The sequence below is a fragment of the Oceanobacillus sp. FSL K6-0127 genome, from assembly GCF_037983385.1.
Lineage (GTDB): Bacteria > Bacillota > Bacilli > Bacillales > Amphibacillaceae > Oceanobacillus > Oceanobacillus profundus.
Genome location: NZ_CP150287.1, coordinates 94542 through 106442, shown reverse-complemented (window position 1 = coordinate 106442; position 11901 = coordinate 94542). Strand labels below are relative to the sequence as shown.

Here is an 11901-nt window from a genome sequence, read left to right as displayed (position 1 = left end):
TCAGTGGGGAAGGGAACCCCCTACTGAGTGAAGTTTCACTTTATTGATAAAAAAGTTGAAGATAGGAAACTAGTTTCGTAATAAAACATAAGGGGCGTTTATGATGACAGGAAAAGAAATTTTAAAGAAGTTTGGAATTTACATGGAAAACGAGCCAGTAAGCATTTATCCATTTTCACCAGTGTACCGAATAGACGATGTTGTTGTGAAACGAACTCAAAAACGACCGCAACCTTTAGTGGGCTATACAACGTATTTATATAAAGAAGGCATAAACGTTGTCATACCTGTACAGTTGGAAATGGATAACCCGCAAACCATCGGAAATGAAACATTTGTCGTTTATCCCTTCATCACTGGAACAGTCTATGCTGGAAAAGATCATGAAGTCTACGAGGCTGGAAAGCTATTAGGAAAAATACATCATCTATCTCCAGAAGAAAACGTATTTCAATTAGGAGAGTACGATGTGTATGACTTTACAATTGATGAAGTTGTTGAAAGTGTTGAAAATATCGAGAAACATGCAAAGCAAAACAACTTTGAGCTGAACGCTGAATTGCTGCAGGAAAGGCTCACACACATCGTTTCTCGACAAGAGGAATTACAGCGTGCTAGTCTTCCGATGGTTATGACACCGCACGATTATAAAGCCAATAACTTAATTTATACGCCAGATCCATATTTAATTGACCCGGATAATGCTGTGTGCATTCCAAGGATTTTTGATTTAGCCTTGGCATTGCTGCTTTTTCATAATGAGATGGAAACAGCACCAGATCAAGTGTTTACACCAAAACAATGGGAACTTTTTCTGAAAGGATATAAAGAATATGTAAGCCTGTCAGCGTTGGAGGTAAGATATTGGGAAAGAGCAATAGAACATGTATTTTTAGATGAGGTTATGTGGCTGATGGCAGAAGTAGAAGAGGACTGGGAAAAAGACTCACAACGAAAGCTGTTTGCAAGTTTGCTAGCATTGCTTGAAGATAAATCTGCTTATAGGCTTGGTTAAGGGTAAAGGACGTTGAAATTGCCCAGGACAGGAGGTTATGTATGAAAAAATACCGTGTCATTGTTGCTTTGTCTCTGTTTGTGCTGCTTATTAGCTGCAGCCAGGGGACAAGTGATTCTGAAACAGATGTTGTACAAGAAAAAATAAATGATGTATTAGGGATAAATCCATATATTCCGCAAACCGACTTCCCGTTTGGCTCTTTACTAATTGGCTATGAAATGGAAACGGAGGAAGGAGAAGTTAAAACAGGTGACCCGATGCAAGCGGAGGTCATCTATTATTTTTCAAAGGATGAACCATTGGATGAAGAAATGAAGAAAGCATGGGGAGACGATCGGAAACAATTAATTTACGGTGACATGTATTTAGATAATACAGCCATACAGATGACAATATCTAAAGGCAGAGTCGGAGAACTTGCAGGTGCTGAAAGTATTGAGGTTGACGGACATGAGGTTCAGTATCAGGTAGTAAATGAAGAACTGGATGTCGTTATTATGGGAATGGATTTCAATGGCTATGGTTATACGATTCAATATTTTCTGCTAGAGGACGAAACGGAGGAGGACGCAATCGCGTTTGCCAAAGAGATAATTCATAATAATAAATAACAGAGGGGAGCAAATGGAACATGCATTTGCTCCCTAATTTGCTTATATCTTTCGTAGCTGATTACCATCCCGACTATCAGGATGGTTTTTCTTCAGTTTTTACTAATTGAATAAAGTGCGTGAGTATTCTTGCTGTAAGTCCCCAAATGACCTTTCCATTATATTCATAGAAAAGCTCGTCAATTTGGCGGACTCTCCAGTTATAATCTTCGCCCCCAACAATTAAATGATACGGGAAATCTGTCTCGGGTGAGACTTGCAGATTTACTTTATAGCACTTCGGTTCGCTTTCCAAAAAGAAAGCGAGCGGAACCGTGAAAACCTCGCCAACCTCGGAAGGGTTTGGGGTAATCTGTTCTAAATTTGAAATTCTCCCAACAAAAGGATAAATAATTCTGCTCAAATCATTCACAATATAATCAAGTGGAATAACGTCATCAATACATGCATCAGATATTCCGAGCTCCTCTGTAGTTTCTCGAATCGCACAGTGTCTTGGATCTGAATCTGTTTTATCGATTCTGCCACCTGGAAAGCAAATATCTCCAGGCTGACTGCGCATATGCATGGATCGTACTTCAAATAAAATATGAGTCTCACCTTCTACCTCTACAAGCGGAAGTAAAACGGCAGATTTGCGAAGTTGATGATGACCAAGAATGCTCGGTGTTCTTCCTTTTAATTTAGCTATGACGGTTGCTGAATCCAAAATATCACCTCCATAAAGGCAAAAGCTCTATTAGCAAAGTCTACTATAGTCAATTAAAAATAACTATATCCCTATTATATGAAGAACCTTAGAGAAAAGTATAGCTATCTGTTCTAAAGATTCAGAGGTTACATTCCTAATTTTATGATAAAATAACGAATGTAAAGTCAATTTACCAGGTAGGATTGTATAAAAATTCCCTACTTGCAAAAGTGCAATTAAGGAATTCGCTTAATGACTCCGCGAATACCAAGTTTTCTAAAAATGATCGAGTGAGGTGCCCAGCAGTGAAGCAGTTATACGCAGGTAAAACAAAGGATGTATTCGAGCTAGAAAATGGTAATTACTTACTAAAATTCAAAGACGATGTAACAGGTGAAGATGGCATTTTTGACCCTGGAGCAAATACAGTAGGGCTATCAATTGAAGGTGCTGGGAAGGCAGGACTAAAACTTACACAATTATTTTTTGAAAAATTAAAGGAAAAAGGCATTCCAACACATTATATTTCAGCAGATGTGGAAAACACAACGATGACAGTTGTGCCGGCAACGGTATTCGGAGAAGGACTTGAAGTGATTTGCCGATATCGTGCGGTAGGCAGCTTTTTACGCCGTTATGGAAAATATGCAGACGAAGCTCAAGCTCTGAATGGTTTTGTTGAAGTGACGTTAAAGGACGATGAGCGCCAGGATCCTCCAATTTCCAAGGATGGACTGGCTATGCTTGGAATTTTAACAAATGAAGAATATGAAACATTGAAAGAATTGACCCGGGAAATCTCTCAAGTCGTGAAAGACGAATTAGCGAAGAAAGCTATTGAGTTATATGATATAAAACTGGAGTTCGGTAGAGACGCTAATAATCAAATCTTACTTATCGACGAAATTTCCGGTGGAAACATGAGAGCTTACAAAAACGGAGAATACATTGAACCACTAGCCTTAGAAAAAATGATGCTAAACAACTAATCACATGTATAGTCAAAAAAATCCTGCTCTTTTTTTATCTGAAAACGAGCAGGATTTTTAGCATTACATAGAATAGAACGCACCAAAAACAAAAATAAAGCACCATTCCGCGCTCGTATGACACCAAAAAGAAAAATAAAGCACCATCCCGCGCTCGTATGACACCAAAAAGAAAAATAAAGCACCATCCCGCGCTCGTATGACACCAAAAACAAAAATAAAGCACCATATAGCTCTCCTATGACACCAAAAAGAAAAATAAAGCACCATTCCGCGCTCCTATGACACCAAAACAAACACCATCCCGCGCTCATCTAGCGCCAAATTAACCCGCTCTCCTACAGTCCTCAACTATCAAAATAAGTTCCTGAACATGACAAATGTCATCCCAATCCATGACGTTTATGACTTATGAAAGATCTAGATGCACATTAAAATAGTATAAAGACACATCCTTTTCTAAGGAGGAAAAAAATGAGTAAACAAAAACAAGCACAATTACGAAAAAGCGTTTCTATCTTTGCTAAGTCAGATACAAGAGCGAGCATCATTCAACTAATTAATTCAATACTTCCATTCTTCCTGTTATGGTTTCTGGCATACCAGAGCCTATCCATATCGTTTTGGTTGTCCTTGCCAATCTCGATTATTGCAGCAGGATTTGTCGTTCGAATCTTTATTATTTTCCATGACTGTACACATATGTCCTTTTTCAAAAACGGAAAAGCGAATCGGGTTGTTGGTACAATTACAGGCATCATCACCCATTTTGCTTTTGAAAAGTGGAAACGGGATCACTCCATTCACCATGCGACAAGTGGTAATCTAGATAAACGAGGAACTGGTGATGTATGGGTAATGACAGTGGCCGAGTATGCTGAAGCTTCGTTTTGGGGGAAATTAGCGTACAGGCTTTACCGTAATCCAATTATTATGTTTGGGCTAGGACCGGTATATCTTTTCTTAATTTCAAACCGTTTTAATCGAAAAGGTGCAAAGCGTAAAGAACGATGGAATACGTATTTGATTAACGTCTCCATTGCGATTATTTACGCATTACTAATTTGGGCTGTTGGCTGGCAGGCATTTTTGCTTGTGCAATTACCAATTTTGTTTATTGCTGGAGCTGCAGGAATCTGGTTGTTCTATGTACAGCATCAGTTTGAGGACTCTTATTTTGAAAATGAGGACGAATGGGATTATGTAAAAGCTGCGGTTGATGGAAGCTCTTATTATAAACTTCCAAAGGTAATCGAATGGATGACGGGAAGTATTGGTTATCATCATGTGCATCATTTAAGTCCAAGAGTTCCAAACTACCACTTGGAAAAGGCCCATGAATCAACACCACCATTACACCAAGCAACAACGATTACGTTAGCTACAAGCTTACAATCGCTTCGCTTTCGACTTTATGATCAGAGAAGCAGATCGTTTGTTTCTTTTAGAGAATTTAAGAAACTTGAGCGCGATGCAAAATTGTCACTTCGATTGGAAGCTAGAAGAACAAGCTTGCAGAAATAATAGAACATGTATAAAACCCTTCATATATCACATGTGAAGGGTTTTTGGTATACTAAGACAAAACAGGCAATGAACAAAGGAGCGGTTGAAATGCAGCATTGGTATCATATTTTTCCGAAAAATACTGGTCTTAGTCTTTTTGCATGGATTGCATTTTGTCTGCTTCCGTTTTACTTTATTCTTCGTTCCTCTTCGCCAGCTGAGATCGCTATTGGTATTGTGATGATTGTATTATTTTTTGTTACATATCGGCTGGCGTTTATAAAGCGAGGCTGGACTGTATATGTATCAGTAGGTATTGAAATAATAATTAGTGTTGGAGTCACACTATATTTCGGATATGTCTATTTTTCATTATTTCTTGCCTTCTTTATTGGGAATATCCAAAATAAAGCTGGTTTTATTTCGTTGTATATTGTTCACCTTGTAACGACAATTGTAGCTGTAAGTATTGGGTTCTCCATACAGACCGAAACTTTCTTTACGCAATTGCCGTTTATTATTATTTGTGTCATTGGAGTTATTTTACTTCCTTTTAATATGTATAATCGAAATAAGCGTGAAAAATTAGAAAACCAGCTAGAGGATGCAAACCAAAAAATTGCCCAATTAATTGTACTTGAAGAACGAGAGCGCATTGGCCGAGACTTGCACGATACATTAGGGCAAAAGCTTTCGCTAATCGGTTTAAAGAGTGAACTCGCTGGAAAACTAATCGGGGTAAACCCAGAATCAGCAAAAAGAGAGCTTACGGATATTCACCAAACGGCAAGAACAGCTTTGAAAGAAGTTCGTGAATTAGTTTCCGGGATGAAGGGGACCAAATTAAAAGATGAAATGCTTCGTGTACGTCAACTTCTTGACGCTGCCCAAATAAGCTGTGACGTAGTGGGGGATCCAGATGTAATAGATGCTCCATTACTTGTCGAAAATGTATTAAGTATGTGTTTGAAAGAGGCTATAACAAATGTGGTAAAACATAGTGAGGCAACGAAGTGTACAATAGTTCTGAAGCAAACACCGGATAAATGGTCCATCTGTGTTATGGATAATGGGGTAGGTATCCAAGACGAGGTATATACGTTTAAGGGGAATGGGATTCTCGGAATGAGGGAGCGACTAGAATTTGTTAATGGGGGCTTAACGTTTGACTCAGAAAATGAAACAAGCCTTATCATTCAGGTCCCGCGTGTAATTCAACAGACGGAACAGGGGGAATCGTCGTGATTCGAATCGTGATTGCTGAAGATCAACAATTGTTACTTGGAGCATTGGGTGCTCTACTTGATATGGAGGAAGATATGGAAGTGGTCGGACAGGTGAAAAACGGTGAAGAGGTATTGGAATTAGTAGAGAAACTAAATCCAGATGTTTGTATAATGGACATAGAAATGCCTGTTAAGACCGGCTTGGATGCCGCTGAATCTTTAAAAGATGATACCTGTAAGGTAATTGTTCTGACTACTTTTGCTCGTTCTGGATATTTTGCACGAGCCCGTAAAGCAAATGTTAGTGGCTATTTGCTAAAAGACAGCCCAAGTGAGGAATTAGCAAATTCAATTCGTGCGATTATGGCCGGGCGCAAGGTTTATGCGCCGGAATTGATTGACATGGCCTATGAGGAAGGAAATCCATTGACAGAGCGTGAGGAGCAAGTAATGAAACTCATTGCAGATGGGAAGACGACAAAGGAAATTGCGAGTCAGCTTTATCTGACAAATGGTACCGTTCGTAATTATGTATCATCCATTATGGATAAACTGAATGTCAGCAATCGTATTGAAGCCATTTCCAGATTAAAAGAAAAAGGCTGGTTTAAATAACAATTTGAGGAGTGACAAAGATAATGAAACATGCAATCTATCAAATGAAAATTATTCCAGGTGATCCAGAGGGAAATCGAAGAAAAATTAAGCAATGGGCAGAAGAGACCGTGCGAACGGAAAAACCAGACATCATTGTCCTACCGGAAATGTGGACTACATCTTATACCTTAGATGAGCTAGAAACATTATCAGACCATGATGGGGAGCCGAGCCTTTCCTTTTTAAAAGATGTAGCAAAAGCAAATGATGTACATATCATTGGCGGTTCGATTCCGAATATGAAAAACGGAGACATCTATAATACTAGCTTTGTTGTGAATAAAGCAGGAAAACTTGTCTATCAATATGATAAAATCCATCTTGTGCCGATGCTGAATGAGCCAGCATACTTAACAGGGGGAACAGAGAAGGTTCAATTATTTGAGCTTGATGGAGTGAAAATGGGGCTGATTATCTGCTATGATCTCCGCTTCCCGGAATTAGCAAGGAGTCTTGCGCTTAAAGGAGCAGAAGTTCTCTATATTGTAGCAGAATGGCCAAAAGCCAGAGGAGAGCATTGGAAGGCGCTTCAGATTGCTCGAGCGATTGAAAATCAGTTTTATGTTGTTTCATGTAATTGTGTAGGTACACATGATGGTGTGGAATTCTCAGGTAACTCGATGGTAGTCGATCCTTGGGGTAATACATTAAAACTCGGTAGTGAACAGAAAGAAGAGACGATTGTAGAATCAATTGCCTTAGAAAATGTAAATAGCTTTCGTAGCGATGTACCTATTTTCACAAGTAGAGTTCCGGAAATGTACGAACTCTAGACATCGAGAAAACATTACAAAAAAGCTACGCCATTCAAGTTGAAATGTCGTAGCTTTTCATAATAGGTAAGCATTTGAATCACCTTATTGCATAAATGAATGAAGTATCCTCTGCAAAAGGAATACTTCATCTTTTGCAACAGATAAAGATGCGGTTTATTATTTCTTCACATTTGGTGGTTCTTTCATTGCTCCTGTAATAATATCCTCTGTTACGTGAACCTGACACGTTTTTCCTTTGCTATTCACAAATTTAAAAACGCCATTATTAAAGTCTGTTCCAATTTCTTTGTAGAAGATACCTTCGTATAAATTATATTTAGACCTGGCAAAACTCAATCTGTACGTTTCATTTTCATCTTTTTGCAAGAATGCGCGCACTCCTTTTTCATAGGTAGTGTCTTCGATGCTTTTAAGCGTACGATCAATGGAAACAATATGAATATCAATAAAGGTCATTTCTCGAAGTAATGCGTTTATGATGGAACCTTTTGTGATTTCTTCCCAGCGATTTTGCGGGCTTTGCCCAATAATGATTTGTGTAATATTTTGATTGTGTGCGACCTCTGCAATAACTTTCACGAATGGACGTCTTTCATCATCGCGAATCATGAATTCTTCTACGTCTAACTCATCGCAAAGTTCCTTCCATCGTTCTACGTAACCTGATTTATCGGCATCAAATTCGTCATATGGCAATGCATCCACAGTCAAAACATATAATGGGCAATCCATAATCTGAGCCAACTTATGGCCCCGCTTAATTAACCTTTCTCCATTAGGACCATAATAAACACAAACTAAAATGCTTTCGTCCATCCGACCTCTTATTTTTTTCATAACGGTACCTTCACCTCTTGACCTATTCATTTAACGAATAATCCCGTTCTGACTATACCAAGATAAGTCTTAGCAGATCCTGGATTTCTAAGGGCTAGACCCGGATTACCGTTGAAATTATTTTAAGTGGAAAAACTCACTAATTATCGTGTATTTATTTTTGAAACTGTATCATTCTAACATGGAATAATCAATTCGTGAAGCCCTAAAAATATAAAAATTGTATGAATCACTTATAGCATACGTGATTTGGATTATTAATTCCAGAGTTAACTGGTAATTTGTTCACTCTATAAACTTTAAAAAGTGCGTAGCATATTATTTTCCTGTATAATAAACAGAGGAAATCACAGTTCCCTTTTAAATCCCGTTTATATTATTACTACAATTTTCTGTAGTATTCTACGCATTATATATTTTTTTAGTTTATTCACTCTTATCATTCCACTGAAATTTAAGCGAGTTTGCGAAAATTCAATTCACGATTGCTTTCATCCATCTAAGGATAGGAGCTCTTATCATTGTATTTAAATATTCTGTATTAATTTAATTGAAGATGTAGAATATAACGTATGTTATTTGTAAACTCCAGTTCACTATGCCCAAAACTTTTCACGCATTAACGTGATAAAAAAGCAAAACGTGGAGGTAGGGGATAAACACCCCGTAAATCCCTAATTCATCGGCGGAAAGGGAATCGCCTATGAATGAAATTTCACTTTTTTAAGGAGTGGGGACCGGAACAATTTTGAATGGAGGTTATCATTTGTTGACGTTGAACATCGCAATAATTATTCCTTTTATTGCAGCTGCACTAATTCCTTTAATTTACAAAAAAATCCCCAAATTCCATATTGGTTGGTTTGCTATTATCGTATCAGTGGTCTTATTTATTTATCTTGCCCGTTACATTCCTTCCATTGCCAATGGAAACGTAATTGAGAATACTGTTCATTGGATTCCTGCATATGGTATTAACTTTACTGCGTATTTAGATGGGCTAAGCTTGATTCTAGCTCTGTTAATTACAGGTGTAGGGTCACTTGTGATATTGTATTCCATCTTCTATTTATCGTCCAAAGAGTCTCTTGGACATTTCTATACGTATCTTATGCTTTTCATGGGAGCGATGCTTGGGGTTGTGCTTTCCGATAATATGATGGTTTTATATGTTTTCTGGGAACTGACTAGTATTTCTTCTTTCTTACTCATTGCATTCTGGTATCAACGCAAGCGGTCGAGGGATGGTGCGAGAAAATCCTTGCTCATTACCGTCGCGGGTGGATTTGCGATGCTTGTAGGATTTATTATGATTTATTCAATGACAGGCACATGGAGTATTCGTGAGGTGATTGGGCTTGTAAGTGAGTTTTCCAACCACGCTTTGTTTATTCCAGCAATGATTTTGGTATTATTAGGAGCATTTACAAAGTCGGCGCAGTTTCCATTCCATATTTGGCTTCCAGATGCAATGGAAGCTCCAACGCCAGTCAGTGCTTATTTGCACTCAGCGACAATGGTTAAGGCGGGGATTTATTTAGTTGCACGCTTTACTCCGATATTTGGTGGAGAGGTGAGCTGGTTCTGGCTTGTAACAGGTGTCGGTATCTTCACACTGTTTTGGGGTTCCTTTAATGCGGTTCGCCAAACAGATCTTAAGGCATTGCTTGCATATTCAACAATTAGTCAGCTTGGTATGATTATGAGTATGTTTGGGATGGGTTCTGCAGCGCTGCATTTTGGCTATACTGTGGAATCGACTTTCTATACACAAGCAACTTTCGCAGCGCTGTTTCACTTAGTGAATCACTCAACATTTAAAGGGGCGCTATTCATGGTCGTAGGGATTGTCGACCATGAAGTGGGAACACGTGATATCCGTAGGCTTGGTGGGTTAATCACCTTAATGCCGATTACATTTACTTTTGCTACAATTGGAAGTTTCTCGATGGCTGGGTTACCGCTTTTCAATGGCTTCCTAAGTAAAGAAATGTTTTTTACTGCTGCTTTAAATATAAGTGAAGCTGGTTTTTTCTCACTAGATACATGGGGTGTTTTAATACCGATAATTGCGTGGGTAGCGAGTATCTTTACTTTTGTCTATTCGATGATTATCGTTTTTCAAACATTCCTTGGGCCGTACCAGGAAGAGAAGCTGGAACATCCTGCACATGAACCTCCAATTGGTATGCTGGTTGCGCCTGGGATCTTGGCACTGCTTGTAGTTGGGCTATTCTTTGTTCCAAATCTGCTTGGAGATTATTTGCTGCACCCAGCGATGGCTAGTATCTTCCCGACGCTTTCTGGTGAAGAATTAGGTGTGCCTATATACGCATGGCATGGCTGGGAGAGTCCAGAGTTATGGATGACAGTTGGGGTAGTTATCATCGGAGCATTGCTTTATATCTACCGCAAGTATTGGACTGGTGTATATCGCCTGTTTCCGGAAAAATGGTCGTTTAACGTGTTCTATAGCTTTATCCTTGATTGGATGGAGGAACGATCGACAGCTATTACAAACAACTACATGACTGGATATCTTCGTGATTATCTAGTATATATTTACCTTTTCTTCATTGTCGCAATTGGGGGAACAATCCTTTACACTGGCGCGTATAGCTTTGATATTTCTGGTAATGCGCCGATTACGACATTTGAAGCAATTATCGCTATCGTCATGATGATAGCTGCTATTTCGATTTTATTTGCTAAATCGAGACTGACTGCGATTTTGATCAATAGTATTCTTGGTTTTGGGGTAGCTGCTTTCTTCGTCCTTTTCCGGGCTCCGGATCTGGCATTAACGCAGCTTATCGTGGAGACTGTAACGACGGTGCTTTTCCTTGTTGCTTATTATTTCCTGCCTGAATGGCAGAAAGAGGATGTGCCTCGCAGGTCAAGAAATGTAAATATCGTGATTTCGATTTTAGTTGGTGTTGTCTTTACCGTTATCGCGCTTGCAGTACAAAATGGAAGATTATTTGAAACAATCTCAGGTTATTTTGAAAACTCCTATGAATTAGCAGGCGGGAAAAACATTGTAAATGCAATTCTTGGTGATTTCCGTGCGTTTGATACAATGCTTGAAGTTGTTGTTCTCCTCATAGCTGGGATTGGTGTATACACATTCATCAAATTAAAAGCCAAAAAGGAGGATGAACACTTTGAAGATCAATAATGTCATTTTACGAACAGTGGCTAAAATTGTTGTTTTCATTATCCTTACATTGGCAACGTACCTGTTTTTAGCAGGTCATAATAGTCCTGGTGGGGGATTTATCGGCGGACTTGTCCTCGCCTCGGCACTCGTATTGCTTTTTATTGTGTACGATATCGAAACGGTTCAGAAAGCAATTCCTGTTGACTTTAAGAAGGTTGCAGCTTTTGGTGCCTTTCTTTCCGTAGGAACTGGGTTTGGTGCTTTGATTTTTGACGTGCCATTTTTATCACAGTCTTTTGCCTATTTTAATCTCCCTTTCTTTGGGGAAACAGAACTTACAACTGTAACTATTTTTGAGGCTGGGGTAGCACTTGTCGTAGTAGGGGTAGTTGTAACGATTATTCTAAGTATTAGTGAGGATGTGTAATCT

At 38.8% G+C, this 11901-nt stretch carries 11 protein-coding genes; 9 read left to right on the top strand and 2 right to left on the bottom strand.

Annotation, left to right across the window (positions count from 1 at the left end):
* Positions 1-103 precede the first annotated feature (103 nt).
* Both MHH64_RS00485 and MHH64_RS00480 read left to right on the top strand, forming a co-directional pair.
* Entirely contained in the window at positions 104-1015 is a 912-nt protein-coding gene (locus tag MHH64_RS00485) for a phosphotransferase (protein ID WP_303446899.1), read from the top strand.
* 41 nt (positions 1016-1056) lie between these two features.
* Positions 1057-1629, top strand: a complete 573-nt coding sequence (locus MHH64_RS00480) for a hypothetical protein (protein ID WP_303446898.1) — start codon at positions 1057-1059, stop codon at positions 1627-1629.
* Positions 1630-1705: 76 nt separating this feature from the next.
* Here the strand turns inward: MHH64_RS00480 and MHH64_RS00475 are convergent, their stop codons facing one another.
* On the bottom strand, positions 1706-2338 hold the full coding sequence (locus MHH64_RS00475) for a CoA pyrophosphatase (RefSeq protein WP_303446896.1): 633 nt from the start codon (positions 2336-2338) through the stop codon (positions 1706-1708).
* A 287-nt stretch (positions 2339-2625) separates the two neighbouring features.
* Between MHH64_RS00475 and MHH64_RS00470 the strand changes: the two genes are divergently transcribed.
* From MHH64_RS00470 to MHH64_RS00450, 5 genes are all read left to right on the top strand, one after another.
* On the top strand, positions 2626-3309 hold the full coding sequence (locus MHH64_RS00470; RefSeq protein WP_095314108.1) for a phosphoribosylaminoimidazolesuccinocarboxamide synthase: 684 nt from the start codon (positions 2626-2628) through the stop codon (positions 3307-3309).
* A 474-nt stretch (positions 3310-3783) separates the two neighbouring features.
* Positions 3784-4833, top strand: coding sequence for a fatty acid desaturase (locus MHH64_RS00465; RefSeq protein WP_118888446.1), 1050 nt, complete (start codon positions 3784-3786; stop codon positions 4831-4833).
* A gap of 90 nt (positions 4834-4923) precedes the next feature.
* On the top strand, positions 4924-6060 hold the full coding sequence (locus tag MHH64_RS00460) for a sensor histidine kinase (RefSeq protein WP_095314114.1): 1137 nt from the start codon (positions 4924-4926) through the stop codon (positions 6058-6060).
* Positions 6057-6656, top strand: coding sequence for a response regulator transcription factor (locus tag MHH64_RS00455; RefSeq protein WP_303448440.1), 600 nt, complete (start codon positions 6057-6059; stop codon positions 6654-6656). The genes MHH64_RS00460 and MHH64_RS00455 overlap by 4 nt, the downstream gene beginning before the upstream one ends.
* Positions 6657-6679: 23 nt before the next feature.
* Complete coding sequence (locus MHH64_RS00450; RefSeq protein ID WP_303448438.1) at positions 6680-7471, top strand: carbon-nitrogen family hydrolase; 792 nt, start codon at positions 6680-6682, stop codon at positions 7469-7471.
* Positions 7472-7630: 159 nt separating this feature from the next.
* Here the strand turns inward: MHH64_RS00450 and MHH64_RS00445 are convergent, their stop codons facing one another.
* Positions 7631-8311, bottom strand: a complete 681-nt coding sequence (locus tag MHH64_RS00445) for a histidine kinase (protein ID WP_095314120.1) — start codon at positions 8309-8311, stop codon at positions 7631-7633.
* A 766-nt stretch (positions 8312-9077) separates the two neighbouring features.
* On the opposite strand from MHH64_RS00445, the gene MHH64_RS00440 reads away from it, so the two are divergent.
* Both MHH64_RS00440 and MHH64_RS00435 read left to right on the top strand, forming a co-directional pair.
* Positions 9078-11489: a Na+/H+ antiporter subunit A gene (locus MHH64_RS00440; protein WP_340002465.1), complete on the top strand. Its 2412-nt coding sequence runs from the start codon at positions 9078-9080 to the stop codon at positions 11487-11489.
* Positions 11476-11898, top strand: coding sequence for a Na(+)/H(+) antiporter subunit B (locus MHH64_RS00435; RefSeq protein ID WP_095314124.1), 423 nt, complete (start codon positions 11476-11478; stop codon positions 11896-11898). Before MHH64_RS00440 ends, MHH64_RS00435 begins: the two co-directional genes overlap by 14 nt.
* The last annotated feature ends 3 nt before the right edge of the window (positions 11899-11901 follow it).

What these genes read in the sequence shown, in the direction of transcription:
- MHH64_RS00485 (WP_303446899.1), top strand. Translation starts at nt 104, where the DNA reads ATGACAGGAAAAGAAATTTTAAAGAAGTTTGGAATTTACATGGAAAAC.
- MHH64_RS00460 (WP_095314114.1), top strand. Translation starts at nt 4,924, where the DNA reads ATGCAGCATTGGTATCATATTTTTCCGAAAAATACTGGTCTTAGTCTT.
- MHH64_RS00465 (WP_118888446.1), top strand. Translation starts at nt 3,784, where the DNA reads ATGAGTAAACAAAAACAAGCACAATTACGAAAAAGCGTTTCTATCTTT.
- MHH64_RS00480 (WP_303446898.1), top strand. Translation starts at nt 1,057, where the DNA reads ATGAAAAAATACCGTGTCATTGTTGCTTTGTCTCTGTTTGTGCTGCTT.
- MHH64_RS00445 (WP_095314120.1), bottom strand. Translation starts at nt 8,311, where the DNA reads ATGAAAAAAATAAGAGGTCGGATGGACGAAAGCATTTTAGTTTGTGTT.
- MHH64_RS00450 (WP_303448438.1), top strand. Translation starts at nt 6,680, where the DNA reads ATGAAACATGCAATCTATCAAATGAAAATTATTCCAGGTGATCCAGAG.